Below are 24772 nucleotides of genomic sequence, written 5' to 3'. Positions count from 1 at the left end.
CTGGAGCGCCGTATGTTTGCAAACTGTCAGTTGATGGGCATGGACCTCGCTTTTCCGGACGTGTGCAAGACGCCGCCGGCGGCGATGGCCCCAATTCCGTATCCCAACATCGCCCTGGGGCCCACCGCGATACCCAATGCGTGGAATGTTCTATTCATGGCGGCGCCCGCGCACAACATGGCGACGGTAACGCCCATCACGATGGGCGATACGCCAGGCGCCGCCGGCGGCTTGATATCGCAGACCTTCATGAGTCAGTCCCGCCATCTGACCGGCGCATTCACTGTGCTGATCATGGGGACGCCGGCGACACGCCTGACCAGCCTCTCGCTGCAGAATCGGGTCAACGCGCTCGGCATGCGGGTCGTGCCGAGCCAGCCAAAAGTGCTGTTGCTGGCGCCCTGATCGTCCCGTCATTCGTCATTCGCGCCGCACGCGGGGCGGCGCCAGCGGGCTGCCGAACTCGGGCGTGTCGTCGCGCATCGCGTCCCGCCCGCGGCCATGGTCTCCTTCCAACGTGTCGGCAATGGGGTCCGGCCGCCGCGCGGCAAGCGGATCGCCGGCGGGGAGCATGGCCGGGGTCGGGTCGGACAGATGATGGGAGGCCGGAGCGCCGTGGTCCGGAAACAGGGCCAGCGGGTCGCCGGAAGCCGCGGCCGGCCGCCAGGCGTCGTCCGCCAGTTGCGCCAGCGGGTCTTCCGGATTGCGGGACGCGCCGCTGTCCATGTCGAAGGGATGCACGGACAGATCCGCCGGGCTCGCCACGGGCAGGGTGCCGGGGCCGATCAAATCGCCGAACACATCGTTGGCTTGCGCCGGCGCGACCGCCGCGTCGTCGCTGGCATGAAGGACGTATGCGCCCATGACGACTTCGTCGCCGTTTTGGAGCACGCATTCGCGGCCCCGCGCGAGCGGCTGACCGTTCACAACGACGCCGGCCATGCCGCTCAGGTTCGCCAGATGCCAGGCGCCGTCCCGGTACCGCAAAGCGCTCTGTACGCGGCAGAGCCCTCCCGGTGCGTCGGGCAGAGCAAGATGGTTGTCCGCCGATCGCCCGATGGTGCCCCCCGGCGGTGTGAAGACGGCCTGCACAGGGGGGAAGGTCTGCGCATCGGTACGGCGGTTCACGGTGAGCTTCATGGTTCGATCCTCTGCAGTTATCCCTTGGTCCACAAGATAGGAACAGGAGTCGGGCGGGGCGCGCGCATTCTTGCATGTCGATATTTCGCGACATCGCGCAGTTTCCCGGGCGCGCGATGCAGCCCGTAGGGCGCAGCCTAGCTCATCCGAACGTCATAAAACGTGTCATTTCAGCCCGTCCATGATTCAATTCATTTCTATGCATTAAGCCGTTGGCGTGAGGCCTGCGGCAGCGATGGTTGTGCGTTTATTGCGCCCGGCCAAAGGCCGCCGGACGCTGACGCACGGTGGCGCGATGCCCGGGACGGCCGCCCGGCGATGGACCCGCGCGCCGGGCGGCGCCGGAGAGGCAGGAGATGGGATTCGGAGTCAAGACGATGTCTGTATCGACGGCGTTTGTGCCCGAGACGGTTCACCCCACGCCGGAACCGTTCGGCTATCGGCCGCTGGCCGCCATCGCGGCGGCCGCGGCGGGTGGGGTGCCGCAAAAGCGCATCGGCCGGGTGCTGTCGGAGATCGCTCCGGCGCTGGTTGCCCTGCATGAAGAGGGCAGGGTGCACGGCGCGATTTCGGTGCACACGGTGGGGCTGGACGAATTCGGCCATGCCCATGTGCTGGTGCCCGCTCTCTACCCCGATCATCCCGCTTCGATGGAGCCTGCTTCCTGCTTCGCCGCGGTGGAGCAATTCGACCCGGATCCCGTCCAAGTGTGCGGGCCCTGGACCGACGTTTACGCGGTGTGCGCGGTGATGTGTTCCCTGGTCAGCGGCTCTCCGCCGCCTCACGCGCTGGCGCGCCGTGCACAGGAGCACTATGTGCCGCTGACGACTCGCAAGCCGCGCGGATACGATGAGCACTTCCTGTCCGTGATCGATCGCGGGCTGTCGCTGGCCGCTGCCCGGCGGCCGGCGTCCATTGTGGAGTTGTGCGAGCTGCTGGGCGTGTCGTTCGTGCCGGAGGCCATTGCCGAAGCGGCCGCCGTGCCGCCGGAAACGGCCTCGGGGGGCGACATCGAGCCGGACACTGGACGGGACGCTGCCGGTGGGGGACGCCGTCGGGCTGCGGCCTTGCTCGCGGTGATCGCCGGCGCGCTCGCCGTCGCCGGGATCTGGACGTGGACCCGGCAGGACGACCGGACGGAGGTCACGCCGCGGAGCGTTGCCGCCGCGCCGCGCGCAGCCGACAGGCCTGCCACGAGCGGCGCACCGCCAGCTGGCGGCGCAGCCGCGCAGCCGCGCTCGGATGGCGCCGCAGAGGGAAGTAATGGCGCGGAAACGTCCGAGCCATGGGCGACGCGGGACAGCATGCCGCGGAATCTCCCTCCCACGGCGGCCACTGCCGCCGGCGACGCCGGCAACAGCACGGCAGGCGGCATGGCGAACGCCCCGGCAACCGGCTCCGCGTCCTCCGGTTCTGCGACCGGGACGCGCCCGGCGCAGCTTGCGCGCGCGACGCTCCGGGTGGACGTCCTTCCCTGGGGCGAAATCTTCGTGGATGGCGTTTCCCGGGGCGTGAGCCCGCCCCTGAAAACCCTGACGCTGCCGCCCGGCCGCCATACGCTCGAGATCCGCAATGCGGACCTGCCGCCCTACCGTGTCGTCCTTGAGCTGAAGGCGGGGCGTCAGGCAACGGTCCGGCACGACTTCCGGTGACGGCTTGCAGTCCGTCCCTCCCCGGCGCCGCCACGGACGGGCCCTCTCAACAAGGGCGACCGCAGATGCGGCCCTTGCCCCGGCTCGTCGCCTAAGGGGTTTCCCCTAGAATCCCTTTGACAGCGGCGGAAAACTACGCTAAATTCATTGGCTCACCGATTTATCTGCGTGCAAAACCGGCATGGGGCATGGCCCCAGCCCAGTCCCAGTGCTTACGTCAGGCGTATGTAGTCAAGCGTAAGTGCCCGGAAGGGTCAAGATGTTGGTTTTGTGCGCTTTATTTGTCTGCAAGACCCGCTCTTTTACGTAAACGTTTGAGGCGGTTTTGCGCGAACTGCCTCCCCTGTGATCCGTAGCTTCGGCTGCCGGGCGGAGGGACAGTATCAGCCGGTACGAAAGTACTTACCAGTGGTACGTAGAAATACGTAAAAGGGATTCCAAAGGTCATGCCTACCATCAGCCAACTCGTGCGCAAGCCGCGCGAAGTCAGCATCGCGAAGAGCAAGAGCCCGGCGCTCGAAAACTGCCCTCAGCGACGCGGCGTGTGCACCCGTGTGTACACCACCACTCCCAAGAAGCCGAACTCCGCTCTGCGCAAGGTCGCCAAGGTCCGCCTGACGAACGGCTACGAAGTCATTTCGTACATCGGCGGCGAAGGCCACAACCTGCAGGAACACTCCGTCGTGCTGGTGCGCGGCGGCCGTGTGAAGGATCTGCCGGGTGTGCGCTACCACATCGTCCGCGGTTCGCTGGACCTGCAAGGCGTGAAGGATCGCAAGCAGGCGCGTTCCAAGTACGGCGCCAAGCGCCCGAAGAAGGCTTAATAGAGCCCACCCCCGAAGCGCTGACGCGCTTCCCCCTCAAGGGGGCGGCGCTGGCGGACCGGCGGAGCCGGATCCGCGGCGCCCTTGATCGGGTCACATCGGTTGGTGTGCGGCGAGCGGGGAGTGGTGTTGGATTTACCGGCCTTTTCTGGATAGGCGAAGGCCGCAAGCAGTATCGGTGGGCGGTACGCCGCCCGCCTCCGTGCAGCCGCGCCCGGTTTGGCGCGGCACGTAAGGGGTCATTCCGTTTGGATGACCGTGGCCACGGCAGCCGCCGTGGTTCAACTGAACTGACACAAGGAAGCAAGCAATGCCCCGTCGTCGCGAAGTCCCCAAGCGCGAGATTCTGCCCGATCCCAAGTTCGGCAGCGTCGAGTTGGCCAAGTTCATGAACGTTGTGATGCTCGACGGCAAGAAGGCCGTCGCCGAGCGCATCGTGTACGGTGCGCTGGAGCAGGTGCAAACCAAGACCGGCAAAGACCCACTGGAAGTCTTCAGCACCGCCATCAACAACGTCAAGCCCATCGTCGAAGTGAAGAGCCGCCGTGTTGGCGGCGCGAACTACCAGGTGCCGGTTGAAGTGCGCCCCGTGCGCCGCCTGGCCCTGGCCATGCGCTGGGTCCGCGAGGCCGCCAAGAAGCGCGGCGAAAAGTCGATGGACCTGCGTCTGGCTGGCGAGCTGATCGATGCGTCCGAAGGTCGCGGCGCCGCGATGAAGAAGCGCGAAGACACGCACAAGATGGCCGAGGCCAACAAGGCCTTCAGCCATTTCCGCTGGTAATCAAAGGATTTATCTATCATGGCTCGCAAAACCCCCATCGAGCGCTATCGCAACATTGGGATCTCTGCGCACATCGATGCAGGGAAGACCACCACGACGGAACGCATCCTGTTCTACACCGGCGTCAATCACAAGATTGGCGAAGTCCACGACGGCGCTGCCACGATGGACTGGATGGAGCAGGAGCAGGAACGCGGCATCACCATCACGTCGGCCGCGACCACCGCGTTCTGGCGCGGCATGGCCGGCAACTACCCCGAGCACCGCATCAACATCATCGACACCCCGGGACACGTGGACTTCACCATTGAAGTCGAACGTTCCATGCGCGTGCTCGACGGTGCTTGCATGGTGTATTGCGCGGTGGGTGGTGTGCAGCCCCAGTCGGAAACCGTCTGGCGTCAGGCCAACAAGTACGGCGTGCCCCGTCTGGCCTTCGTCAACAAGATGGACCGCACCGGCGCCAACTTCTTCAAGGTCTATGACCAGCTGAAGACGCGCCTGCGCGCCAACCCCGTGCCCATCGTCATCCCCATCGGCGCCGAAGACGCGTTCAAGGGTGTGGTCGACCTCATCAAGATGAAGGCGATCATTTGGGACGACGCCAGCCAGGGCACCAAGTTCGAGTACGGCGACATCCCGGCCGAGCTGCAAGCCACCGCCGAGGAATGGCGCGAGAAGCTGGTCGAATCGGCCGCCGAGTCCTCGGAAGAGCTGATGAACAAGTACCTGGAAACGGGTGAGCTGACCGAAGACGAGATCAACCAGGGCATCCGCACGCGCACCATCGCGGGCGAGATCCAGCCCATGCTGTGCGGCACCGCCTTCAAGAACAAGGGCGTGCAGCGCATGCTGGACGCGGTCATCGATTACCTGCCTTCGCCCGTGGATATCCCCCCGGTCGCCGGTCAGGACGACGACGGCAACGAAATCAAGCGCAAGGCCGAAGACGCGGAAAAGTTCTCCGCGCTGGCGTTCAAGCTGATGAGCGACCCCTTCGTGGGCCAGCTGACCTTCGTGCGCGTGTACTCCGGCGTGCTGAAGTCCGGCGATACCGTCTACAACCCCGTCAAGGGCAAGAAGGAACGTATCGGCCGCCTGCTTCAGATGCACGCGAACAACCGCGAGGAAATCAAGGAAGTGCTGGCGGGCGACATCGCCGCTGTGGTGGGCCTGAAGGAAGTGACGACCGGCGATACGCTGTGCGACGTCGATTCCCACATCCTGCTGGAGCGCATGGAGTTCCCGGAACCCGTGATTTCGCAGGCCGTCGAACCCAAGTCCAAGGGCGACCAGGAGAAGATGGGCCTGGCCCTGTCGCGCCTGGCGCAGGAAGACCCGTCGTTCCGCGTGCGTACGGATGAAGAATCCGGCCAGACCATCATTTCCGGTATGGGCGAATTGCACCTGGAAATTCTGGTCGACCGCATGAAGCGCGAATTCGGCGTGGAAGCGAACGTCGGCAAGCCGCAAGTGGCCTACCGCGAGACGATCCGCAAGACCTGCGAGGAAGCCGAAGGCAAGTTCGTCAAGCAGTCCGGCGGCCGCGGCCAGTACGGTCACGTGGTCATCAAGCTGGAGCCGCTGCCCCCGGGCGGCGCCGGTTTCGAGTTCGTGGATGCCATCAAGGGCGGCGTGGTGCCGCGCGAGTACATCCCCGCGGTCGAAAAGGGTATCGTCGATACGCTGAACGCCGGTATCCTGGCTGGCTACCCGGTGGTGGACGTCAAGGTCACCCTGTTCTTCGGTTCGTACCACGACGTGGACTCGAACGAAAACGCGTTCCGCATGGCGGCCTCGATGGCGTTCAAGGAAGGCATGCGCAAGGCCGCGCCTGTCCTGCTCGAACCCATGATGCACGTCGAAGTCGAAACGCCGGAAGACTATGCCGGTACGGTGATGGGCGACCTGTCCTCTCGCCGCGGCATGGTGCAAGGCATGGACGATATTCCTGGCGGTGGCAAGATCATCAAGGCCGAGGTTCCGCTGGCCGAGATGTTCGGCTATTCGACCAGCCTGCGTTCGCAGACCCAAGGCCGCGCCACGTACACGATGGAGTTCAAGCAGTACGCCGAAGCTCCGAAGAATGTGGCCGACGAAGTTATCGCAGCCCGTACCAAGTAAATCCTCCGCGATCCTCCCTGGCCAGTGCCGGGCGGATCGCAAACCACAGTTTCCTTGAAAGTCAAAGGATAGAAGATCATGGCAAAAGGCAAGTTTGAACGTACCAAGCCGCACGTGAACGTGGGTACGATCGGTCACGTGGACCACGGCAAAACGACGTTGACGGCGGCGATCACGACGGTGCTGTCGAACAAGTTCGGCGGCGAAGCGAAGGCGTACGACCAGATCGACGCGGCGCCGGAAGAGAAGGCGCGCGGCATCACGATCAACACGGCGCACGTGGAATACGAGACGCAGACGCGTCACTACGCGCACGTTGACTGCCCGGGCCACGCGGACTATGTGAAGAACATGATCACGGGCGCGGCGCAGATGGACGGCGCGATCCTGGTGGTGTCGGCCGCCGACGGCCCGATGCCGCAGACGCGCGAACACATTCTGCTGAGCCGCCAGGTGGGCGTGCCGTACATCATCGTGTTCCTGAACAAGGCGGACATGGTCGATGACGCGGAGCTGCTGGAGCTGGTGGAGATGGAAGTCCGCGAGCTGCTGAGCAAGTACGATTTTCCTGGCGATGACACGCCGATCGTCAAGGGTTCGGCCAAGCTGGCGCTGGAAGGCGACAAGGGCGAGCTGGGCGAGCAGGCGATTCTGAAGCTGGCCGAGGCGCTGGATACGTACATTCCGACGCCGGAGCGCGCGGTGGACGGCACGTTCCTGATGCCGGTCGAAGACGTGTTCTCGATCTCGGGCCGCGGCACGGTGGTCACGGGCCGTATCGAGCGCGGCGTGATCAAGGTTGGCGAGGAAATCGAAATCGTCGGTATCAAGCCGACGCTGAAGACGACCTGCACGGGCGTGGAAATGTTCCGCAAGCTGCTGGATCAGGGCCAGGCCGGTGACAACGTGGGGATTCTGCTGCGCGGCACCAAGCGCGAAGAAGTCGAGCGCGGCCAGGTGCTGGCCAAGCCCGGCTCGATCACGCCGCACACGGAGTTCGACGCCGAGGTGTACATCCTGTCCAAGGAAGAGGGCGGTCGCCACACGCCGTTCTTCAACGGCTATCGTCCGCAGTTCTACTTCCGCACGACGGACGTGACCGGCACGATCGAGCTGCCCAAGGACAAGGAAATGGTGCTGCCGGGCGACAACGTGTCGATGAAGGTGACGCTGCTGGCGCCGATCGCCATGGAAGAAGGTCTGCGCTTCGCCATCCGCGAAGGCGGCCGTACCGTGGGCGCGGGCGTGGTTGCCAAGATCAGCAAGTAATCTCGCGACGCCGCGGGGTGGCGCCAGCGGGCGCCACCCAATCCTCGTTCTTTAGGAATCACCATGAAAAACCAGAAGATCCGCATCCGCTTGAAGGCGTTCGATTACAAGCTGATCGATCAGTCGGCTGCCGAAATCGTCGACACCGCCAAGCGTACCGGTGCGGTCGTTCGCGGTCCCGTTCCGCTGCCCACGCGCATCCGTCGCTATGACGTGCTGCGTTCGCCGCACGTGAACAAGACGTCGCGCGACCAGTTCGAGATCCGTACCCATCAGCGCCTGATGGACATCGTCGATCCCACCGACAAGACGGTCGATGCGCTGATGCGCCTGGACCTGGCCGCCGGCGTGGACGTCGAGATCGCGCTCGAATAAGGTGAGCGTCGCGGCTGCCGCCTGGTGCGAACCGGGTGGCGCCGCGGCGACCGCCGCCGGCCGCGCCGCTATTGCGGCGTGTGGCACAAAGGCAATGGCCGCAGCTCCGAAAACGGGCTGCGGCCATTGCCTTTGCATCACTTTACGTGCTATAGTTTCAAGCTTGCCGTTTTGGCGGCAGGATTAACTGTAGGGCAAGCCGTTACCTTGCCTGATTAGCCCCGACCAATCGCAGTCGGGAATGGAGAAAACGATGTCGAATTCGACACCCACGCCCGCCGCGTTCCGGCTCGGGCTGGTGGGTCGCAAGGTCGGCATGACCCGCATTTTCACCGAGGAAGGCGAATCCATCCCGGTGACCGTGCTGGACGTGTCGAACAACCGTGTGACCCAGGTGAAGTCCCTCGAAGCCGACGGCTACGCCGCGGTTCAGGTGGCTTATGGCACGCGCCGTCCCTCGCGCGTGACCAAGGCCCAGACGGGCCACTACGCCAAGGCCGGCGTTGAAGCCGGCAGCATCCTGAAGGAATTCCGCCTCGACCCCGCCCGCGCTGCAGAATTCGCGCCGGGCGCCGTCATCGCCGTGGAAAGTCTGTTCGAAGCCGGCCAGCAGGTCGACGTCACGGGCACCACCATCGGTAAGGGCTTTGCGGGCACCATCAAGCGCCACAACTTCGGCTCCCAGCGCGCGTCGCACGGTAACTCGCGTTCGCACCGCGTCCCCGGCTCCATCGGCCAGGCGCAGGATCCCGGCCGCATCTTCCCCGGCAAGCGCATGTCCGGTCACCTGGGTGACGTGACCCGCACCGTCCAGAACCTGGACGTGGTGCGTGTTGACGCAGAACGCGGCCTGCTGCTGGTCAAGGGCGCGGTTCCCGGCCACAAGGGCGGGGATGTGATCGTGCGTCCGGCCATCAAGGCCCCCGCCAAGAAGGGAGCATAAGCAACATGGAACTCAAGCTCCTGAACGAACAAGGTCAGACCGCTACGTTCAGCGCGCCCGACACCGTTTTCGGTCGCGACTACAACGAAGCGCTGATCCATCAGATCGTCGTGGCTTTCCAGGCCAATGCCCGCAGCGGCAACCGTGCCCAGAAGGACCGTTCGGAAGTCAAGCACACCACCAAGAAGCCCTGGCGCCAGAAGGGTACCGGCCGCGCTCGCGCCGGTATGACCTCGTCGCCGCTGTGGCGCGGGGGTGGCCGGATTTTCCCGAACTCGCCCGACGAAAACTTCAGCCAGAAGGTCAACAAGAAGATGTACCGCGCCGGGATCCGCTCGATCCTGTCGCAGTTGGCCCGTGAAGACCGCATCGCCGTCGTCGATACGTTCACGCTCGACACCCCCAAGACCAAGCAGGCCGCGGCCAAGCTGAAGGGTCTGGGCCTGGATTCGGTGCTGATCATCACCGACAACGTCGATGAAAATGTTTACCTCGCCACCCGCAACCTGCCGCACGTTGCCGTGGTTGAACCGCGTTACGCCGATCCGCTGTCGCTGATCCACTATCGGAAAGTGCTGATCACCAAGCCGGCCATCGCTCAACTCGAGGAGATGCTGGGATGAACACCGAACGCTTGATGCAGGTGCTCCTGGCTCCGATCGTGACCGAAAAGGCCACGTTCGTCGCCGAGAAAAATCAGCAAGTCGCTTTCCGCGTGGTCGATACGGCCACCAAGCCGGAAATCAAGGCTGCCGTCGAACTGCTCTTCAAGGTGCAGGTCGAGTCCGTGCAGGTCCTCAATCGCAAGGGCAAAGTCAAGCGCTTTGGCCGGTTCGTGGGTCGCCGCCGCAACGAGCGCAAGGCCTACGTGTCGCTCAAGGAAGGCCAGGAAATCGACTTTGCGGAGGTGAAGTAAATGGCCCTCGTGAAAATGAAACCGACCTCCGCCGGCCGTCGTGGCATGGTGAAGGTCGTCAGCCCGAACCTGCACAAGGGCGCGCCGGTCGCTTCCCTGCTGGAAAAGAAGAAGCGCGGCTCGGGCCGTAACAACAACGGTCATATCACCGTCCGTCATCGTGGCGGCGGTCATAAGCAGCATTACCGCGTCGTCGATTTCCGTCGCGACAAGGACGGCATTCCGGCCAAGGTCGAGCGCCTGGAATACGATCCGAACCGTACGGCGCATCTGGCGCTGCTGTGCTACGCCGACGGCGAGCGCCGCTACATCATTGCGCCGCGTGGCCTGGAAGTGGGCGCGCAGCTGGTGTCCGGGATCGAAGCGCCGATTCGCGCCGGCAATACGCTGCCGATCCGCAACATCCCGGTCGGTACGACGATCCACTGCATCGAGATGCTGCCCGGCAAGGGTGCTCAGATGGCCCGTTCGGCCGGCGCTTCCGCCGTCCTGCTGGCTCGCGAAGGCACCTACGCTCAGGTGCGCCTGCGCTCCGGCGAAGTGCGCCGCGTGCACATCGAGTGCCGCGCGACGATCGGCGAAGTCGGTAACGAAGAACACAGCCTGCGCCAGATCGGCAAGGCCGGTGCGATGCGTTGGCGCGGTGTGCGTCCGACGGTTCGTGGCGTGGCCATGAACCCGGTAGATCACCCGCACGGTGGCGGCGAAGGCCGTACCGGCGAGGCACGCGAACCGGTCAGCCCGTGGGGCACCCCGACCAAGGGTTACAAGACCCGTCGCAACAAGCGGACGAACAACATGATCGTCCAACGGCGCAAGCGCAAGTAAGAGGCGAACACTATGTCACGTTCGATCAAGAAGGGCCCGTTTGTCGATTCGCACCTGCTGAAGAAGGTCGATACGGCAACGGCTGCCAAAGACAAGAAGCCGATCAAGACCTGGTCGCGCCGTTCCACGATCCTGCCCGAGTTCATCGGCCTGACGATCGCTGTGCACAACGGGCGCCAGCATGTTCCCGTGTACATCAACGAGAACATGGTCGGTCACAAACTGGGCGAGTTCGCGCTGACCCGTACGTTCAAGGGCCACGCGGCGGACAAGAAGGCCAAGAGGTAAGCGATGGAAACGACTGCCATTATCCGTGGTGTTCACATCTCGGCGCAGAAGACCCGTCTGGTCGCGGACCTGATCCGCGGCAAGTCGGTTGCGCAAGCGCTGAACATCCTTACCTTCTCTCCCAAGAAGGCCGCCGGCATCCTGAAGAAGGCTGTCGAGTCCGCCATCGCCAACGCAGAGCACAACGACGGTGCCGATATCGACGAGCTGAAGATCACCACGATCTACGTGGACAAGGCTCAGTCGCTGAAGCGCTTCTCCGCTCGCGCCAAAGGCCGCGGCAATCGTATCGAGAAGCAGACCTGCCACATCACGGTCAAGGTCGGCGCCTAAGGAGTCACGATGGGTCAGAAAATTCACCCCACTGGGTTCCGCCTTGCGGTTACCCGTAACTGGTCCTCGCGTTGGTACGCCGACGACAAGGCTTTCGGCGGCATGCTGGCCGAAGACATCCGCGTCCGCGAGTATCTGAAGAAGAAGCTCAAGGGCGCCTCCGTCGGCCGCGTGGTCATCGAGCGTCCGGCCAAGAACGCCCGCATCACGGTGTTCTCGGCGCGTCCCGGTGTCGTCATCGGCAAGCGTGGCGAAGATATCGAAGGTCTGAAGAGCGATCTGCAGCGCCTGATGGGCGTGCCCGTGCACGTCAACATCGAGGAAATCCGCAAGCCGGAAACCGACGCGCAGCTGATCGCCGATTCGATCGCGCAGCAGCTGGAAAAGCGGATCATGTTCCGCCGCGCCATGAAGCGCGCCATGCAGAACGCCATGCGTCTGGGCGCCCAGGGCATCAAGATCATGAGCTCCGGCCGTCTGAACGGCATCGAAATCGCCCGTACGGAGTGGTATCGCGAAGGTCGCGTGCCGCTGCACACGCTGAAGGCGAACATCGACTACGGCACTTCCGAAGCGCACACCACCTATGGCGTAATCGGCATCAAGGTCTGGGTCTACAAGGGCGACATGCTGGCCAATGGCGAGCTGCCCCCCGAGACCGCCGCGCCTCGCGAAGAAGAGCGCCGTCCGCGCCGCTCGCCCCGTGGCGATCGTCCTGACGGCGGCCGTCCCGGCCGTCCTGGCGGCGGTGGCCGCGGCCGCGGTCCCCGCAAGGCGGCGGATGCCGCCCCGGCGCCTGAAGGAGAATAACCATGCTGCAACCCTCTCGCAGAAAATATCGCAAAGAGCAGAAGGGCCGTAATACCGGCCTGGCCACGCGCGGCACCAACGTGTCGTTCGGCGAATTCGGCCTGAAGGCGACCGGCCGCGGCCGCCTGACCGCTCGCCAGATCGAAGCGGCGCGTCGCGCGATCAACCGCCACATCAAGCGTGGCGGCCGCATCTGGATCCGCATCTTCCCGGACAAGCCGATCTCGCAAAAACCGGCTGAAGTTCGTATGGGTAACGGTAAGGGCAACCCGGAGTACTGGGTCGCCGAAATCCAGCCCGGCAAGGTGCTCTATGAAATGGAAGGGGTCAGTGAAGAGCTCGCGCGCGAAGCTTTCCGCCTGGCCGCTGCCAAGCTGCCGATCTCGACCACGTTCGTCGCGCGTCACATCGGTGCTTAAGGAGTCCTAAATGAAAGCCAGCGAACTCCGTTCGAAAGACACCGCAGAGCTGCAGAAAGAGCTCGAAAGCCTGCTGCGGGCCCAATTCGGCCTGCGCATGCAGAAGGCGACGCAGCAACTTGCCAACACCAGCCAGCTGGGCAAAGTGCGCAAGGACATTGCGCGCGTACGTACCGTGCTGACCGAGAAGGCAGGGAAATGATCATGAGCGAAACGCAAAACACCCAACAAGCCAAGCGTAAGCGTACGCTGGTCGGCAAGGTCGTCAGCAACAAGATGGACAAGACCGTTGTCGTCCTGGTGGAACGCCGCGTCAAGCACCCGATCTACGGCAAGATCGTCATGCGCTCCAACAAGTACAAGGCGCACGACGAGACGAACCAGATCAACGAAGGCGACACCGTCGAAATCGCGGAAGGCCGTCCGATCTCCCGTTCCAAGTCCTGGAGCGTGGTGCGTCTGGTCGAAGCTGCCCGCGTGATCTGATCGGTCGAGTCACTTCGACCGCTCAGGCGCTGCCGGATCGCGCTCGCGGTTCAGCAGTGCCGGCAAGGCAGTATGAAAAAAAGCCAAGGGGCCTCTCCCTTGGCTTTTTTGCGTTGTGGAACCGATAGACGGGCGCCTGTACTCAGGAAAATTCTTATACAGCCTTAGGAAAGGTGGGTTCATGACGCAAGTCCATTCCGCGGGTCGGCCCGTGCAGCTGCCGCTTGGCGAACGGTTCCATGACCGGTGCGATCCCGGCTCGAGCGCACGCCCTCGTCCTGCGCTGGCCGACCACTTTGAGAACTATCAGCCGCCGGCGCAGGGGCCATGCGTCGGGTCGTCCACGCGGCGCAACGAAATTGTCGCGGCGGCGGATCTGCCGGCAGGCCCCCCGAGCGTGACGGGCGTGTCGCGGTCCGGTGCCGATCCGCATATGCGCGCGGTCCGGTCTGTCGAAAATGGGGAGCCGCCCCGCCCCGTCTTCCATTGGACCGACGCGCTATACACCGCCGGAATGCTGCTTCTTGCGTCCCCCGCATCCCTGGCGTGGCAGTCCGCCAATCTCGTGCGGAACGGACCGCCCTCGAAATCTGAACGCGACTGATACCCGCGCTGGCGCCCGTGGTCCTGGCCGGCGTTTGCGGTATCCATGAATTGGTTGCCCCAGCCAGGGATCGCTGGGCCGGCATTCCGTCCGGCGGCGCGCCGCCGGGGCATATCGTTTTATTCGGCGGAGGTCGTCCGGTGCCAACCTTACCTGTTTCGTTCCCTGGAGCCGCGGGGGCCAGTGCGAATACGGATGCTTCTTCGGCAGCCGGATTCCGGTCCGAGCCGGCCAGTTCACGCGTGCCTTCATCGCCCCCCGCCAGAGGGCAGGCCATCCCGTCCCCGCTTGGCGCTTGGCGTCCGGGCCTGCCCCGCGCCTGCGCAGCGCGAACCGAAGTCCATGATGATCGGACCCCTGTGCCGGTGACCATGACGACACCGCGAGGGCGCGACTGGATCGTCCCGCACGACATGCGCATGCGCCGCGAAACCTATATCGATGCCGATGGCGCGGTACGGCGCCGCAGCGGGCGCATCTCCGAAACGGAGACCGTCTGGCATGCGATGCAGATACTTTGCGCCGCCGATGAGGCCCCGGTACCCGATGGCGGCGACCAGCCCATTGCGGCCTATCTGAATATCGCGATCGAGGCCGTCGGCAATCCGATCTTTCCAGTTCCTGCCGGCTTCGATCTGTTTCGGGCCGGGCACGAAGCGAAGGGCAAAGCGGCTTTGGAAGAACAGCTGGCCATTCTGGACCGCTCCCCGACCTTTCGGCGGCTGATCCGCCTGGCGCGCCATACGTGCCGGCTGGGTGTGGATCCGCAGCACAGGTGGACGGTCCGTGTGGTGCCGCCGGCGGGCTATCGAGAAGGGCTGGCCGTGTACACACGGCCTTACGTGCGGGATGACGAGGCGCGCGTTTTGACGGTGCCGGCGCAGGATAGTCCGCCGATGGCAGGGCAGTACTATCTGACTGAGTGGGGACCGGTGATGGCGCTGGGGCCGGGCTGCGCAATCGTGCAAGCCGTGATCGCCATGCTGGCGGGTCTGCCGCTGCCCGAGCACGTCGCGTGGAAAGGCCCGGACGGCGGGGTGGAGCCGCAACGCCTGATGGAGCTTGGCGCGGGCGAACGGGGCGCGATCGGGTATCTGGCGCAGCGGGTCGTGCGGGAAATATTTCCCGTCGCACGTCCGTGGCTGACGTCGCTGCCCTTCGGCGATACGAACCTGCTCGCACCGGCCGATCCTGTGTCCGCCGTTGCGCAGCTCAATCCGGAGACGATGGGAGCGCTGGTCACGCTCGGCGGAGTCGCGGCCTTGAAGCGTTATATGGATTGGCAGGACGCCTTCATCGAAGGCCGGTATCCGCTGGAACCGGCGGCGCCGAATCCCGCTGCCGGCGGTTCTGCTACAGCGCCGGATTGAGCACCGGATCGGCAATTGAGCACAAGATCTGCAATTGAGCACAAGATCGGCAAAAGAGAAAGGCCCGCGGCGCGGGCCTTTCTCTTTGGAACCGTTGTGCGGCCGCGCGCGGCCGGAACGTCAGATGTGCGTGATGAACTTGGTCACCAGGTAGCCATCGAAGGTTTCGGTGCCGCCTTCGCTGCCGATGCCGCTGTCCTTGACGCCTCCGAACGGCGTTTCTGCCAGCGCGCTGCCGAAGTGATTGATGTTCACCATGCCCGCTTCCAAGGCATTGGAAACCTTGGTCGCCGTCTTCAGGGAGTTGGTGAACACATAGGACGACAGGCCGAAGGGCAGGGCGTTTGCCCGTTTGATGACATCGTCCATGTCCGTGAACGGCACCACGGGCGCGATGGGGCCGAACGGCTCTTCCGTCATCAGCATGGAATCTTCGGGCAGGTCCGTGACGACAGTCGGCGCGAAGAAGTGGCCCGCGCGCTCCAGCGGCGCGCCGCCCAGCACGACCTTGCCGCCTTTTTCACGGGCATCCTCCACGAAGCGGCTCATCGTCGGAACGCGGCGCTCGTGCGCCAGCGGACCCATTTCCGTGCCGGGCTCAAGACCGTCGCCCACCTTGATGTTCTTCAGTACGTCGGTGAACTTCGACAGGAACTTGTCGTAGGCGCCTTTCTGCACGTAGAAGCGGGTCGGCGACACGCAAACCTGTCCGGCGTTGCGGATCTTGAAGCGGGCCAGCATTTCGGCTGCGCGGTCGATGTCCGCGTCGTCGAACACCAGTACCGGAGAGTGGCCGCCCAGCTCCATGGTCACGCGCTTCATGTGCGCGCCGGCCAGCGCCGCCAGGTGCTTGCCCACGGGCACCGAGCCGGTGAAGGAGACCTTGCGCACGATAGGCGAGCGGATCAGATAGTCCGAGACCTTGGCCGGTTCGCCCCACACGATGTTCAGGCAGCCGGGGGGCAGTCCTGCTTCGTGGAACATGCGGGCAATGGCCATGACGGCGCTGGGCGCGTCTTCCGGTCCCTTCAGGATGATGGTGCAGCCGGCGCCCAGCGCCGCAGCGATCTTGCGGATGGCCTGGTTGTAGGGAAAGTTCCAGGGCGTGAACGCGGCGCATACGCCGATGGGTTCACGGACGACAAACTGACGCACGTCCGGGTTGCGCGGCGGGATGACGCGGCCGTAGATGCGGCGGCATTCTTCGGCGTGCCACTCGCAGTGCTCCGAGCAGCTGGTCACTTCGAGGACGGCCTCGGCCAGAGGCTTGCCCTGGTCCATCGTCATGTTGCGTCCGATCTCCTGCGCGCGCTCGCGCGACAGCTCGGCCACCTTGCGCAGGATCCGCGACCGCTCCATCGGCGAGGTACGGCGCCAGGATTCGAAGGCGCGTTGGGCGGCCTGCAGCGCGCGGTCCAGATCGGCCTCGGTGGCATGGGGCAATTGACCCAGCACTTCCAGCGTGGCCGGATTGGTCACGTCCTGCGTCCGGCGCCCGTCGCCAGACAGGAATTCGCCGTCGATATACAACGCCAACTGTTCGTACATGCTTTGTCCCTCGTTGGAAAAATGGATGCGGCCGCTGCCACGTGGCCACCAGTCTAAACTCCTCCCGCCATTGCACAGGGCGTGCAGCGGCATGCGCTGGGCGGCGCAGGCCCGCCATGCGCGCGGCGCGGCTCGCGGTATTATCCCCTTCGGGGGCGGAACCTTCTAGCGTTAACAGGCCCTAGGTGCCGGCCCGTCCATATAAGGGTTTTGCCGGACACATCAGCTACGCCACGAACCGCCAATACTGTGCAGCCACTCCAGAACGCCCCATTCAAGCGCTCCCTGACCCTTTTCTCCCGACTGTTCTTCAGTGTCGTGGACGTCCTGCGAAACGCCATCGCGCGGGCGTCCCTGGTCGGCGACCATCCCATCTTCGATAACGCGGCGTTTCCCTGGATCCCACAGCTCGAGGCGCAAGCCCCGGCTATACGGGCCGAATTGATGGAAGTGCTGCGCGACCGGGAAAAATTGCCGGCCTTTCATGAACTGTCCCCCGAAGTCTCCAAGATCACGACCGACAAGCAGTGGAAGACCTTCGTCTTCATGGCCTATGGCCTGCGGTCGGATCGCAATCTGGCCCGCTGCCCCGCGACGGCGCGTGCCATCGCGGGCATTCCGGGCCTGCGCACGGCCTTCTTTTCCATTCTCGAACCGGGCAAGCGGATACCGCTGCACACCGGTCCCTACAATGGCGTGCTCCGGCTGCATCTGGCTTTGGTGGTGCCTGCGCCGCAGGAACGATGCTGGATCGAAGTGGACGGGCGGCGCTACGTCTGGAAAGAGGGCCAGGTGGTGGTGTTCGACGACCTGTATCCCCACCAGGTGCACAACGATACGGACGGGTTGCGCGCCGTGCTGTTCGTCGACTTCGAGCGCCCTTGCCGCTGGCCCATGAATTGGGTGAACCGCCTCATCCTCGCCCTGGCGCCGATGACCTCGGAAATCCGCCGCTCCAAGGCCAATCACGACAACTGGGAAAGGGACTACTACGGCGGCCGATAAATCCCTTGCGCGCACCGCTTAAACGGGATAGAATGGCCAGCTTTCCCGAAGAATCTCTTGTCTTCGGGGGAAATCCGCAGGATACCAACCCTGGTGCGTCTCAGATCAGCAGACCAGGCGTTCAGGCGATTCCGATCCGGGCGGCGGCGTAGCGGCGTACACAGCAGGGCGCAATGCAGTTGGTGTGTGCAATCCGTGGGTGCCGTGGCCTGCATGGTCGAAAGCCTGGGGCCGGGTCCGGTCGGGAAGCCGGGGTGATCAAACCGGGGTTTTTTAACCCATACGGGACCAAAACTGACGGAAAGGGCGGTATCGCCAGCGTCATTGCGGTCACCGGCCGGCTGAAAGGCCGACCGGCGGCTGGCAGGTGACACGGGTACAACGCTTTTCGTTAAGTTGGAACAGGAAAAATCATGATCCAAATGCAGACCACGCTGGACGTGGCCGACAACACGGGTGCGCGCCGAGTGCGCTGCATCAAGGTGCTCGGCGGTTCCAAGCGCCGTTATGCCGGCATCGGCGACATCATCAAAGTCAGCGTCATGGACGCCGCGCCCCGCGGCCGCGTCAAAAAGGGCGAAATCTATAACGCCGTGGTGGTGCGTACCGCCAGCGGCGTGCGCCGCAAGGATGGTTCGCTCATCCGTTTCCCCGGCGACAAGGGCAACGCCGCCGTCCTGCTGAACGCCAAGCTGGAACCGATCGGTACCCGCATTTTCGGACCCGTGACCCGCGAGCTGCGTACCGAGCAGTTCATGAAGATCGTGTCGCTGGCGCCGGAAGTGCTGTAAGGAGCCCTCGATGAACAACATCCGCAAAGGTGACGAAGTCATCGTTCTGACCGGTCGCGACAAGAAGCGTCGCGGCACGGTGCTGCAGGTCGTGAATTCCGACTATGTGATCGTTGAAGGCGTAAACGTCGTCAAGAAGCACACCAAGCCGAATCCCATGGCCAACAACCCCGGCGGCATCGTCGAAAAGGCCATGCCGATTCATATTTCGAATGTCGCGCTGTTCAACCCGGCCACGGGCAAGGGCGACCGCGTCGGCGTCAAGGAAGTCGATGGCCGCAAGGTGCGCGTCTTCCGTTCCAATGGTGCCGAAGTCGGCGCCAAGGCGTAAGGAGCGAAGGACATGAGTCGTTTGCAAGACCTGTATCGCGACAAGATCGTCGGCGAGCTGAAAGCCAAGTTCGGCTACAAGAGCCCGATGGAAGTGCCGCGCATCACCAAGATCACGCTGAACATGGGCGTTTCGGAAGCCGTGGCCGACAAGAAGGTCATCGAGCATGCCGTGTCCGATCTCACGAAGATCGCCGGCCAGAAGCCCGTGATCACCAAGACGCGCAAGGCTATCGCGGGTTTCAAGATCCGTGAAAACTATCCGATCGGCTGCATGGTCACGCTGCGTGGCGTGAAGATGTACGAATTCCTGGATCGCCTGGTGTCGGTGGCTTTCCCGCGCGTGCGCGATTTCCGTGGTGTGTCCGGCCGTGCGTTCGATGGCCGCGGCAACTACAACATCGGGGTGAAAGAGCAGATCATCTTCCCCGAAATCGAGTACGACAAGATCGACGCGCTGCGTGGGCTGAACATCAGCATCACCACCACTGCCAAGACCGACGAAGAAGCCAAGGCGCTGTTGACGGCGTTCAGCTTCCCGTTTCGTAATTAAGGGACGATGACGTGGCCAAACTCTCACTCATCAATCGCGATATCAAGCGCGCCAAGCTGGTTGACAAATTCGCCGCCAAGCGCGCCGCACTGAAAGCGATCATCGACGATCAGTCGAAGACCGACGAAGAACGTTACCAAGCTCGGCTCAAGCTGCAACAGCTGCCGCGCAACGCCAACCCCACCCGCCAGCGCAACCGCTGCGCGGTCACGGGTCGTCCGCGTGGCGTGTTCAGCAAGTTCGGCCTGACGCGCCACAAACTTCGCGAAATGGCGATGAAGGGTGAAATCCCCGGCATCACCAAGGCCAGCTGGTAGGAGAACGAATATGAGCATGAGCGATCCGATCGCCGATATGCTGACCCGCATTCGCAATGCGCAGCAAGTTGACAAAGCCACGGTGACCATGCCGTCCTCGAAGCTGAAGGCCGCCATCGCCGCCGTGCTGAAGGACGAGGGCTACATCGAGGGTTTCGAGATCAAGGGCACCCAGGCCAAGCCTGAGCTCGAGATCGCCCTGAAGTACTACGCTGGTCGTCCGGTCATCGAGCGCATCGAGCGCGTCTCGCGCCCCGGCCTGCGCATCTACAAGGGCCGTGCCACCATTCCCCAGGTGATGAACGGCCTGGGCGTGGCCATCGTGTCGACCTCGCGCGGCGTCATGACCGACCGCAAGGCTCGCGCTACCGGCGTGGGCGGCGAAGTCCTGTGCTACGTGGCCTAAGGAGATTCAAATGTCACGTATAGCCAAATATCCGGTCAAGGTGCCGAACAACGTCAAAGTGACGTTGCTGCAAGATCAGATCACTGTCGAGGGTCCGCTGGGCTCGCTGACGCAGCCGCTGACCGGCGACGTCGCGGTCAAGCTGGACAACGGCGAGCTGACCTTCGCCGCCGCCAACGATACCCGTCACGCCAACGCCATGTCGGGTACGGTGCGCGCGCTGGTCGCCAATATGGTGACCGGCGTCAGCAAGGGTTTCGAGCGCAAGCTGAACCTGGTGGGCGTGGGTTACCGCGCTCAGGTGCAAGGCGACGTCATCAAACTGCAACTCGGTTTCTCGCACGACCTGAATCACAAGCTGCGCCCTGGGATCAAGGCGGAATGCCCGACCCAGACGGAAATCATCATCCGCGGCGCGAACAAGCAGGTCGTGGGGCAAGAGGCGGCTGAAATCCGCGCTTACCGCAAGCCCGAGCCCTACAAGGGCAAAGGCGTGCGCTACGCGGACGAGCGTGTCGTCATCAAGGAAACCAAGAAGAAGTAACGGCGGACGCAAGGACGAATCATGGACAAGAAAACATCCCGTTTGCGTCGTGCGGTTCCGACCCGCCGGAAGATTACGGAACTGGGCGTTCATCGCCTGTCGATCTTCCGCTCGAACCTGCACATCTACGCGAACATCATTTCGCCGGAAGGCGACCGCGTGCTGGTCAGCGCTTCCACGGTGGAACCCGAAGTGCGCAACCAACTGGCCAGCCAGTCCGGCCGTGGCGGCAACAAGGCCGCCGCGGAACTGGTGGGCAAGCGCGTTGCCGAGAAAGCCAAGGCCGCCGGTATCGAACTGGTTGCCTTCGATCGCTCGGGCTTCCGTTACCATGGCCGCGTGAAGGCGCTGGCCGATGCCGCGCGTGAAGCCGGCCTCAAGTTCTAAGCGAGGATCAGTCAAATGGCTAAACCACAAGGCAAAGGCGCCGTGGAAAAAGAGAACGACGACGGCCTGCGCGAAAAGATGATCGCGGTCAACCGCGTCAGCAAAGTGGTCAAGGGCGGTCGCACGATGAGCTTCGCGGCGCTGACCGTGGTTGGCGACGGCGACGGCCGCATCGGCATGGGCAAGGGCAAGGCGCGCGAAGTGCCGGTCTCGGTCCAGAAAGCGATGGAACAGGCCCGCCGCGGTTTGTTCAAGGTTGCCCTGAAGAACGGCACGCTGTACCACACCGTGGTCGGCAAGCATGGCGCTTCCACCGTGCTGATCTCTCCGGCCCCCGAAGGGACCGGCGTGATCGCCGGCGGCCCGATGCGCGCCATCTTCGAAGTGATGGGCGTGCGTAATGTGGTCGCGAAGAGCCTGGGCTCCAGCAACCCGTACAACATGGTCCGCGCCACGCTGAACGGCCTGCGCGCCTCCATGACGCCTTCGGAAGTTGCGGCCAAGCGCGGCAAGACCGTCGAAGAGATCCTGGGGTAAATCATGGCTCAGAAGCAGATCAAAGTCACCCTGGTGCGCTCGGTTATCGGTACCAAGCAATCCCATCGCGACACCGTTCGCGGCCTGGGCCTGCGCCGTATCAATAGCTCGCGCGTTCTGCAGGATACGCCCGAGGTGCGCGGGATGATCCGGAAAGTGGATTACCTGGTCACCGTCACGGAAGTCTAAGGAATCGCGATGTCGCAAATTCAACTCAACACGCTGAAGCCCGCCGAGGGCGCCAAGCATGCCAAGCGCCGTGTCGGCCGCGGCATCGGCTCGGGCCTGGGCAAGACCGCCGGTCGTGGTCACAAGGGTCAGAAATCGCGTTCGGGCGGCTTCCACAAGGTCGGTTTCGAAGGCGGCCAGATGCCGCTGCAGCGCCGTCTGCCCAAGCGCGGCTTTACCCCGCTGGGTCAGCACCTGTACGCCGAAGTGCGCCTGTCCGACCTGCAGAAAGTCCCCGTCGACGAAATCGACGTTCAGGTCCTGAAGCAGGCCGGCGTGGTCGGTCAGCAGGTTCGTTACGCCAAGGTCATCAAGTCTGGTGAACTGTCGCGCAAGGTCGTGCTCAAGGGCATCACCGCGACGGCCGGCGCTCGCGCCGCCATCGAAGCCGCGGGCGGCTCGCTCGCTTGAGGTGAGGTGAACAGTGGCTAACGCACAGGCACTGGGCAAGAGCGGAGCGCGGTACGGCGATCTGAAGCGTCGTTTCGTGTTCCTCGTGCTCGCCCTGGTGGTGTACCGCCTGGGCACCCACATCCCGGTTCCGGGCATCAACCCGGACGCCCTGGCTGATCTGTTCCGGCAGAATCAGGGCGGGATCCTGGGCCTGTTCAACATGTTCTCCGGCGGGGCGCTGTCGCGTTTTTCGATCTTCGCCCTGGGGATCATGCCGTACATCTCGGCGTCCATCATCATGCAGCTGATGTCGGTGGTCGTGCCATCGCTGGAAGCGCTGAAGAAGGAAGGCGAGGCCGGCCGCCGCAAGATCACCCAATACACCCGCTATGGCACTGTCGTGCTGGCGCTGGTGCAGGCGGTGGGTATTTCGGTGGCGCTGGAGTCCCAGCCGGGTCTGGTGACGGATCCGGGCATGTTGTTCCGCTTCACCACGGTGGTCACGCTGCTCACCGGCACCATGTTCATCATGTGGCTGGGGGAACAGATCACCGAGCGGGGCCTGGGTAACGGTATCTCCATCCTGATCTTCGCCGGGATCGTGGCGGGCTTGCCCAATGCGTTGGCCGGTTTGCTGGATCTGGTCCGGACGAACTCGATGTCGGTGCTGTCGGCCCTGTTCATCGTGGCGCTCGTGATCGTGGTGACGGCTTTCGTGGTGTTCGTGGAACGCGGACAGCGCAAGATCACCGTCAACTATGCCAAGCGCCAGGTGGGGAACAAGATCTACGGCGGCCAGAGCTCGCATCTGCCGCTGAAGCTGAACATGGCCGGGGTGATTCCGCCCATCTTCGCTTCGTCGATCATCCTGTTCCCGGCGACGATCACCAGCTGGTTCTCCAGCAGCGAACATATGCGCTGGCTGGGTGACCTGGCCGCTGCCCTGTCGCCGCGCCAGCCGCTGTACATCACGCTGTATTCGGCCGCCATCATTTTCTTCTGCTTTTTCTATACGGCACTGGTGTTCAACAGCCGCGAAACTGCAGACAACCTGAAGAAGAGCGGTGCCTTCGTTCCCGGCATCCGCCCCGGCGAGCAGACCGCGCGCTATATCGACAAGATATTGATGCGCCTGACGCTGGCGGGAGCGCTGTACATCACGCTGGTGTGCCTGTTCCCGGAATTCCTGGTTATGCGTTGGAACGTGCCGTTCTACTTCGGCGGTACGTCGCTGTTGATTATCGTCGTGGTAACGATGGACTTCATGGCGCAGGTTCAGGCCTACATGATGTCCCACCAGTACGAATCCTTGCTCAAGAAGGCCAACTTCAAGGGCTCGAACTCGAACCTGCCGATGCGTTAAGCGAAGAGAATGGCAAAGGACGACGTCATCCAGATGCAAGGCGAGGTTCTGGAGAACCTGCCCAACGCGACCTTTCGCGTCAAGCTCGAAAACGGCCACGTGGTGTTGGGCCATATTTCCGGCAAGATGCGCATGCATTACATCCGGATCCTGCCGGGCGACAAGGTCATAGTGGAGCTCACGCCCTATGACCTGACGCGAGCCAGGATCGTGTTCCGCGCGAAGTAAGCGGGCGGTTTACGGAATAACAGGGAGTCACCCATGAAAGTATTGGCATCGGTTAAGCGGATCTGCCGCAACTGCAAAATCATCAAACGCCACGGCGTGGTGCGTGTCATCTGCACCGACCCGCGGCACAAGCAGCGTCAGGGCTGAGCACTCGGCCACCACGCAATAGATTTATTCAAGGAACAGTCATGGCCCGTATTGCTGGCATCAACATTCCGCCGCATCAGCACGCCGAGATCGGCCTGACCGCCATTTTTGGCATTGGTCGTACGCGCGCCCGCAAGATCTGCGAAGCTGCTAATGTGCCCGTTACCAAAAAGGTCAAGGATCTCACCGACGCCGAGCTGGAGCGCATCCGCGAGCACGTTGGTGTGTTCACCGTCGAAGGCGACCTGCGTCGCGAAGTCCAGCTGTCGATCAAGCGTCTGATCGACCTGGGCACCTACCGTGGCATGCGTCATAAGCGCGGTTTGCCCGTGCGCGGCCAGCGCACCCGCACCAACGCCCGCACCCGCAAGGGTCCGCGTCGTGCTGCGGCGTCCCTGAAGAAATAATCGAGGAACAGGATTATGGCGAAAGCTTCCACCAGCGGCGCCTCCCGCGTACGCAAAAAGGTCAAGAAGAACGTTTCGGACGGCATTGCGCACGTCCACGCGTCCTTCAACAACACCATCATCACCATCACCGATCGCCAGGGCAATGCCTTGTCCTGGGCGACCTCGGGCGGTGCAGGCTTCAAGGGCTCGCGCAAGTCGACGCCGTTCGCGGCTCAGGTTGCCGCCGAAACGGCCGGGCGCGTCGCGCTGGAATACGGCATCAAGACCTTGGAAGTGCGCATCAAGGGACCCGGCCCCGGCCGTGAGTCGTCGGTTCGCGCGTTGAATGCGCTGGGCATCAAGATCTCGAGCATTGCCGATATCACGCCCATTCCGCATAACGGCTGCCGGCCGCCCAAGCGTCGTCGTATTTAAGGGGAATCC

General features: G+C 63.6%; 36 protein-coding genes. 34 read left to right on the top strand and 2 right to left on the bottom strand.

What is annotated here, in order from left to right:
• Positions 1 to 12: 12 nt before the first annotated feature.
• Positions 13 to 405, top strand: a complete 393-nt coding sequence (locus tag CAL13_RS20810) for a DUF4150 domain-containing protein (RefSeq protein ID WP_086059088.1) — start codon at positions 13 to 15, stop codon at positions 403 to 405.
• A gap of 15 nt (positions 406 to 420) precedes the next feature.
• Here CAL13_RS20810 and CAL13_RS20805 read toward each other — a convergent pair whose 3' ends face one another.
• Complete coding sequence (locus CAL13_RS20805; protein ID WP_086073411.1) at positions 421 to 1140, bottom strand: FHA domain-containing protein; 720 nt, start codon at positions 1138 to 1140, stop codon at positions 421 to 423.
• Between the two features lie 377 nt (positions 1141 to 1517).
• Between CAL13_RS20805 and CAL13_RS20800 the strand changes: the two genes are divergently transcribed.
• The 17 genes from CAL13_RS20800 to CAL13_RS20715 all read left to right on the top strand — a co-directional run bounded on the left by CAL13_RS20800 (position 1518) and on the right by CAL13_RS20715 (position 15162).
• On the top strand, positions 1518 to 2792 hold the full coding sequence (locus CAL13_RS20800) for a hypothetical protein (protein ID WP_157664909.1): 1275 nt from the start codon (positions 1518 to 1520) through the stop codon (positions 2790 to 2792).
• 446 nt (positions 2793 to 3238) lie between these two features.
• Positions 3239 to 3616, top strand: coding sequence for a 30S ribosomal protein S12 (gene rpsL, locus CAL13_RS20795; RefSeq protein ID WP_086059085.1), 378 nt, complete (start codon positions 3239 to 3241; stop codon positions 3614 to 3616).
• Between the two features lie 310 nt (positions 3617 to 3926).
• Positions 3927 to 4397 carry a 30S ribosomal protein S7 gene (rpsG, locus tag CAL13_RS20790; RefSeq protein ID WP_086059084.1) on the top strand — a complete coding sequence of 157 codons (471 nt, stop codon included), beginning with the start codon at positions 3927 to 3929 and terminating at the stop codon, positions 4395 to 4397.
• An 18-nt stretch (positions 4398 to 4415) separates the two neighbouring features.
• Positions 4416 to 6521, top strand: coding sequence for an elongation factor G (fusA, locus tag CAL13_RS20785; RefSeq protein ID WP_086059083.1), 2106 nt, complete (start codon positions 4416 to 4418; stop codon positions 6519 to 6521).
• A gap of 78 nt (positions 6522 to 6599) precedes the next feature.
• On the top strand, positions 6600 to 7790 hold the full coding sequence (gene tuf / locus CAL13_RS20780) for an elongation factor Tu (RefSeq protein WP_086059082.1): 1191 nt from the start codon (positions 6600 to 6602) through the stop codon (positions 7788 to 7790).
• A gap of 63 nt (positions 7791 to 7853) precedes the next feature.
• Positions 7854 to 8165 carry a 30S ribosomal protein S10 gene (rpsJ, locus tag CAL13_RS20775; protein ID WP_066357409.1) on the top strand — a complete coding sequence of 104 codons (312 nt, stop codon included), beginning with the start codon at positions 7854 to 7856 and terminating at the stop codon, positions 8163 to 8165.
• 253 nt (positions 8166 to 8418) lie between these two features.
• The gene (gene rplC / locus CAL13_RS20770; RefSeq protein ID WP_198297687.1) at positions 8419 to 9108 is read left to right on the top strand and encodes a 50S ribosomal protein L3; all 690 of its coding nucleotides are present in this window, start codon (positions 8419 to 8421) and stop codon (positions 9106 to 9108) included.
• A gap of 5 nt (positions 9109 to 9113) precedes the next feature.
• Complete coding sequence (gene rplD / locus CAL13_RS20765) at positions 9114 to 9731, top strand: 50S ribosomal protein L4 (protein WP_086073409.1); 618 nt, start codon at positions 9114 to 9116, stop codon at positions 9729 to 9731.
• Positions 9728 to 10024, top strand: a complete 297-nt coding sequence (gene rplW / locus CAL13_RS20760; RefSeq protein ID WP_066357397.1) for a 50S ribosomal protein L23 — start codon at positions 9728 to 9730, stop codon at positions 10022 to 10024. The genes rplD and rplW overlap by 4 nt, the downstream gene beginning before the upstream one ends.
• Positions 10025 to 10852: a 50S ribosomal protein L2 gene (rplB, locus tag CAL13_RS20755; RefSeq protein ID WP_086059079.1), complete on the top strand. Its 828-nt coding sequence runs from the start codon at positions 10025 to 10027 to the stop codon at positions 10850 to 10852.
• Between the two features lie 12 nt (positions 10853 to 10864).
• Positions 10865 to 11140: a 30S ribosomal protein S19 gene (rpsS, locus tag CAL13_RS20750; protein WP_086059078.1), complete on the top strand. Its 276-nt coding sequence runs from the start codon at positions 10865 to 10867 to the stop codon at positions 11138 to 11140.
• A gap of 3 nt (positions 11141 to 11143) precedes the next feature.
• Positions 11144 to 11473 carry a 50S ribosomal protein L22 gene (gene rplV, locus CAL13_RS20745; protein ID WP_086059077.1) on the top strand — a complete coding sequence of 110 codons (330 nt, stop codon included), beginning with the start codon at positions 11144 to 11146 and terminating at the stop codon, positions 11471 to 11473.
• A gap of 9 nt (positions 11474 to 11482) precedes the next feature.
• Positions 11483 to 12283: a 30S ribosomal protein S3 gene (gene rpsC, locus CAL13_RS20740; RefSeq protein ID WP_086059076.1), complete on the top strand. Its 801-nt coding sequence runs from the start codon at positions 11483 to 11485 to the stop codon at positions 12281 to 12283.
• Positions 12284 to 12285: 2 nt separating this feature from the next.
• The gene (gene rplP / locus CAL13_RS20735; RefSeq protein WP_029579982.1) at positions 12286 to 12702 is read left to right on the top strand and encodes a 50S ribosomal protein L16; all 417 of its coding nucleotides are present in this window, start codon (positions 12286 to 12288) and stop codon (positions 12700 to 12702) included.
• Between the two features lie 10 nt (positions 12703 to 12712).
• The gene (gene rpmC, locus CAL13_RS20730) at positions 12713 to 12904 is read left to right on the top strand and encodes a 50S ribosomal protein L29 (protein ID WP_086059075.1); all 192 of its coding nucleotides are present in this window, start codon (positions 12713 to 12715) and stop codon (positions 12902 to 12904) included.
• A 2-nt stretch (positions 12905 to 12906) separates the two neighbouring features.
• Entirely contained in the window at positions 12907 to 13188 is a 282-nt protein-coding gene (gene rpsQ / locus CAL13_RS20725) for a 30S ribosomal protein S17 (RefSeq protein ID WP_066641788.1), read from the top strand.
• A 975-nt stretch (positions 13189 to 14163) separates the two neighbouring features.
• Positions 14164 to 15162, top strand: a complete 999-nt coding sequence (locus CAL13_RS20715; protein ID WP_157664908.1) for a hypothetical protein — start codon at positions 14164 to 14166, stop codon at positions 15160 to 15162.
• A 120-nt stretch (positions 15163 to 15282) separates the two neighbouring features.
• Here the strand turns inward: CAL13_RS20715 and CAL13_RS20710 are convergent, their stop codons facing one another.
• Positions 15283 to 16710 carry an NAD-dependent succinate-semialdehyde dehydrogenase gene (locus tag CAL13_RS20710; RefSeq protein WP_086073406.1) on the bottom strand — a complete coding sequence of 476 codons (1428 nt, stop codon included), beginning with the start codon at positions 16708 to 16710 and terminating at the stop codon, positions 15283 to 15285.
• Between the two features lie 249 nt (positions 16711 to 16959).
• Here CAL13_RS20710 and CAL13_RS20705 point away from each other — a divergent pair, with 249 nt between their 5' ends.
• The 16 genes from CAL13_RS20705 to rpsK all read left to right on the top strand — a co-directional run bounded on the left by CAL13_RS20705 (position 16960) and on the right by rpsK (position 24763).
• Positions 16960 to 17715, top strand: coding sequence for an aspartyl/asparaginyl beta-hydroxylase domain-containing protein (locus CAL13_RS20705; protein WP_198297876.1), 756 nt, complete (start codon positions 16960 to 16962; stop codon positions 17713 to 17715).
• A 413-nt stretch (positions 17716 to 18128) separates the two neighbouring features.
• The gene (rplN, locus tag CAL13_RS20700; RefSeq protein ID WP_086059070.1) at positions 18129 to 18506 is read left to right on the top strand and encodes a 50S ribosomal protein L14; all 378 of its coding nucleotides are present in this window, start codon (positions 18129 to 18131) and stop codon (positions 18504 to 18506) included.
• Positions 18507 to 18516: 10 nt separating this feature from the next.
• Positions 18517 to 18837 (top strand): 50S ribosomal protein L24, encoded by a 321-nt coding sequence (gene rplX / locus CAL13_RS20695; RefSeq protein ID WP_086059069.1) that lies wholly within the window; start codon positions 18517 to 18519, stop codon positions 18835 to 18837.
• A 12-nt stretch (positions 18838 to 18849) separates the two neighbouring features.
• Positions 18850 to 19389, top strand: a complete 540-nt coding sequence (gene rplE, locus CAL13_RS20690) for a 50S ribosomal protein L5 (protein ID WP_086059068.1) — start codon at positions 18850 to 18852, stop codon at positions 19387 to 19389.
• An 11-nt stretch (positions 19390 to 19400) separates the two neighbouring features.
• Entirely contained in the window at positions 19401 to 19706 is a 306-nt protein-coding gene (gene rpsN, locus CAL13_RS20685; protein WP_086059067.1) for a 30S ribosomal protein S14, read from the top strand.
• Between the two features lie 10 nt (positions 19707 to 19716).
• Complete coding sequence (gene rpsH, locus CAL13_RS20680) at positions 19717 to 20112, top strand: 30S ribosomal protein S8 (RefSeq protein WP_086059066.1); 396 nt, start codon at positions 19717 to 19719, stop codon at positions 20110 to 20112.
• Between the two features lie 10 nt (positions 20113 to 20122).
• Entirely contained in the window at positions 20123 to 20656 is a 534-nt protein-coding gene (gene rplF, locus CAL13_RS20675) for a 50S ribosomal protein L6 (RefSeq protein WP_086059065.1), read from the top strand.
• Between the two features lie 21 nt (positions 20657 to 20677).
• Positions 20678 to 21043 carry a 50S ribosomal protein L18 gene (rplR, locus tag CAL13_RS20670; protein WP_086059064.1) on the top strand — a complete coding sequence of 122 codons (366 nt, stop codon included), beginning with the start codon at positions 20678 to 20680 and terminating at the stop codon, positions 21041 to 21043.
• 15 nt (positions 21044 to 21058) lie between these two features.
• Positions 21059 to 21580 carry a 30S ribosomal protein S5 gene (rpsE, locus tag CAL13_RS20665; protein ID WP_066357354.1) on the top strand — a complete coding sequence of 174 codons (522 nt, stop codon included), beginning with the start codon at positions 21059 to 21061 and terminating at the stop codon, positions 21578 to 21580.
• 3 nt (positions 21581 to 21583) lie between these two features.
• Positions 21584 to 21769 (top strand): 50S ribosomal protein L30, encoded by a 186-nt coding sequence (gene rpmD / locus CAL13_RS20660; protein WP_086059063.1) that lies wholly within the window; start codon positions 21584 to 21586, stop codon positions 21767 to 21769.
• A gap of 9 nt (positions 21770 to 21778) precedes the next feature.
• On the top strand, positions 21779 to 22219 hold the full coding sequence (gene rplO / locus CAL13_RS20655) for a 50S ribosomal protein L15 (RefSeq protein ID WP_086059062.1): 441 nt from the start codon (positions 21779 to 21781) through the stop codon (positions 22217 to 22219).
• Positions 22220 to 22232: 13 nt separating this feature from the next.
• A complete protein-coding gene (secY, locus tag CAL13_RS20650) occupies positions 22233 to 23564 on the top strand; it encodes a preprotein translocase subunit SecY (RefSeq protein ID WP_086059061.1) in 1332 nt (443 codons plus the stop codon).
• Positions 23565 to 23573: 9 nt separating this feature from the next.
• A complete protein-coding gene (gene infA, locus CAL13_RS20645) occupies positions 23574 to 23792 on the top strand; it encodes a translation initiation factor IF-1 (protein ID WP_086059060.1) in 219 nt (72 codons plus the stop codon).
• Positions 23793 to 23825: 33 nt separating this feature from the next.
• The gene (gene rpmJ / locus CAL13_RS20640) at positions 23826 to 23939 is read left to right on the top strand and encodes a 50S ribosomal protein L36 (protein ID WP_066357345.1); all 114 of its coding nucleotides are present in this window, start codon (positions 23826 to 23828) and stop codon (positions 23937 to 23939) included.
• A 41-nt stretch (positions 23940 to 23980) separates the two neighbouring features.
• On the top strand, positions 23981 to 24346 hold the full coding sequence (rpsM, locus tag CAL13_RS20635; RefSeq protein ID WP_057654208.1) for a 30S ribosomal protein S13: 366 nt from the start codon (positions 23981 to 23983) through the stop codon (positions 24344 to 24346).
• Between the two features lie 15 nt (positions 24347 to 24361).
• Positions 24362 to 24763, top strand: coding sequence for a 30S ribosomal protein S11 (gene rpsK / locus CAL13_RS20630; RefSeq protein ID WP_086059059.1), 402 nt, complete (start codon positions 24362 to 24364; stop codon positions 24761 to 24763).
• The last annotated feature ends 9 nt before the right edge of the window (positions 24764 to 24772 follow it).

The sequence above is a fragment of the Bordetella genomosp. 9 genome, from assembly GCF_002119725.1.
GTDB lineage: Bacteria > Pseudomonadota > Gammaproteobacteria > Burkholderiales > Burkholderiaceae_B > Bordetella_C.
The sequence above is the reverse complement of the archived record's forward strand: the minus strand, read 5'-3'. Positions and strand labels throughout refer to the sequence as shown.

Coding starts and splice junctions, on each gene's coding strand:
- CAL13_RS20810 (WP_086059088.1), top strand. CDS start 13: ATGTTTGCAAACTGTCAGTTGATGGGCATGGACCTCGCTTTTCCGGAC.
- CAL13_RS20805 (WP_086073411.1), bottom strand. CDS start 1,140: ATGAAGCTCACCGTGAACCGCCGTACCGATGCGCAGACCTTCCCCCCT.
- CAL13_RS20800 (WP_157664909.1), top strand. CDS start 1,518: ATGTCTGTATCGACGGCGTTTGTGCCCGAGACGGTTCACCCCACGCCG.
- rpsL (WP_086059085.1), top strand. CDS start 3,239: ATGCCTACCATCAGCCAACTCGTGCGCAAGCCGCGCGAAGTCAGCATC.
- rpsG (WP_086059084.1), top strand. CDS start 3,927: ATGCCCCGTCGTCGCGAAGTCCCCAAGCGCGAGATTCTGCCCGATCCC.
- fusA (WP_086059083.1), top strand. CDS start 4,416: ATGGCTCGCAAAACCCCCATCGAGCGCTATCGCAACATTGGGATCTCT.
- tuf (WP_086059082.1), top strand. CDS start 6,600: ATGGCAAAAGGCAAGTTTGAACGTACCAAGCCGCACGTGAACGTGGGT.
- rpsJ (WP_066357409.1), top strand. CDS start 7,854: ATGAAAAACCAGAAGATCCGCATCCGCTTGAAGGCGTTCGATTACAAG.
- rplC (WP_198297687.1), top strand. CDS start 8,419: ATGTCGAATTCGACACCCACGCCCGCCGCGTTCCGGCTCGGGCTGGTG.
- rplD (WP_086073409.1), top strand. CDS start 9,114: ATGGAACTCAAGCTCCTGAACGAACAAGGTCAGACCGCTACGTTCAGC.
- rplW (WP_066357397.1), top strand. CDS start 9,728: ATGAACACCGAACGCTTGATGCAGGTGCTCCTGGCTCCGATCGTGACC.
- rplB (WP_086059079.1), top strand. CDS start 10,025: ATGGCCCTCGTGAAAATGAAACCGACCTCCGCCGGCCGTCGTGGCATG.
- rpsS (WP_086059078.1), top strand. CDS start 10,865: ATGTCACGTTCGATCAAGAAGGGCCCGTTTGTCGATTCGCACCTGCTG.
- rplV (WP_086059077.1), top strand. CDS start 11,144: ATGGAAACGACTGCCATTATCCGTGGTGTTCACATCTCGGCGCAGAAG.
- rpsC (WP_086059076.1), top strand. CDS start 11,483: ATGGGTCAGAAAATTCACCCCACTGGGTTCCGCCTTGCGGTTACCCGT.
- rplP (WP_029579982.1), top strand. CDS start 12,286: ATGCTGCAACCCTCTCGCAGAAAATATCGCAAAGAGCAGAAGGGCCGT.
- rpmC (WP_086059075.1), top strand. CDS start 12,713: ATGAAAGCCAGCGAACTCCGTTCGAAAGACACCGCAGAGCTGCAGAAA.
- rpsQ (WP_066641788.1), top strand. CDS start 12,907: ATGAGCGAAACGCAAAACACCCAACAAGCCAAGCGTAAGCGTACGCTG.
- CAL13_RS20715 (WP_157664908.1), top strand. CDS start 14,164: ATGACGACACCGCGAGGGCGCGACTGGATCGTCCCGCACGACATGCGC.
- CAL13_RS20710 (WP_086073406.1), bottom strand. CDS start 16,710: ATGTACGAACAGTTGGCGTTGTATATCGACGGCGAATTCCTGTCTGGC.
- rplN (WP_086059070.1), top strand. CDS start 18,129: ATGATCCAAATGCAGACCACGCTGGACGTGGCCGACAACACGGGTGCG.
- rplX (WP_086059069.1), top strand. CDS start 18,517: ATGAACAACATCCGCAAAGGTGACGAAGTCATCGTTCTGACCGGTCGC.
- rplE (WP_086059068.1), top strand. CDS start 18,850: ATGAGTCGTTTGCAAGACCTGTATCGCGACAAGATCGTCGGCGAGCTG.
- rpsH (WP_086059066.1), top strand. CDS start 19,717: ATGAGCATGAGCGATCCGATCGCCGATATGCTGACCCGCATTCGCAAT.
- rplF (WP_086059065.1), top strand. CDS start 20,123: ATGTCACGTATAGCCAAATATCCGGTCAAGGTGCCGAACAACGTCAAA.
- rplR (WP_086059064.1), top strand. CDS start 20,678: ATGGACAAGAAAACATCCCGTTTGCGTCGTGCGGTTCCGACCCGCCGG.
- rpsE (WP_066357354.1), top strand. CDS start 21,059: ATGGCTAAACCACAAGGCAAAGGCGCCGTGGAAAAAGAGAACGACGAC.
- rpmD (WP_086059063.1), top strand. CDS start 21,584: ATGGCTCAGAAGCAGATCAAAGTCACCCTGGTGCGCTCGGTTATCGGT.
- rplO (WP_086059062.1), top strand. CDS start 21,779: ATGTCGCAAATTCAACTCAACACGCTGAAGCCCGCCGAGGGCGCCAAG.
- infA (WP_086059060.1), top strand. CDS start 23,574: ATGGCAAAGGACGACGTCATCCAGATGCAAGGCGAGGTTCTGGAGAAC.
- rpmJ (WP_066357345.1), top strand. CDS start 23,826: ATGAAAGTATTGGCATCGGTTAAGCGGATCTGCCGCAACTGCAAAATC.
- rpsM (WP_057654208.1), top strand. CDS start 23,981: ATGGCCCGTATTGCTGGCATCAACATTCCGCCGCATCAGCACGCCGAG.
- rpsK (WP_086059059.1), top strand. CDS start 24,362: ATGGCGAAAGCTTCCACCAGCGGCGCCTCCCGCGTACGCAAAAAGGTC.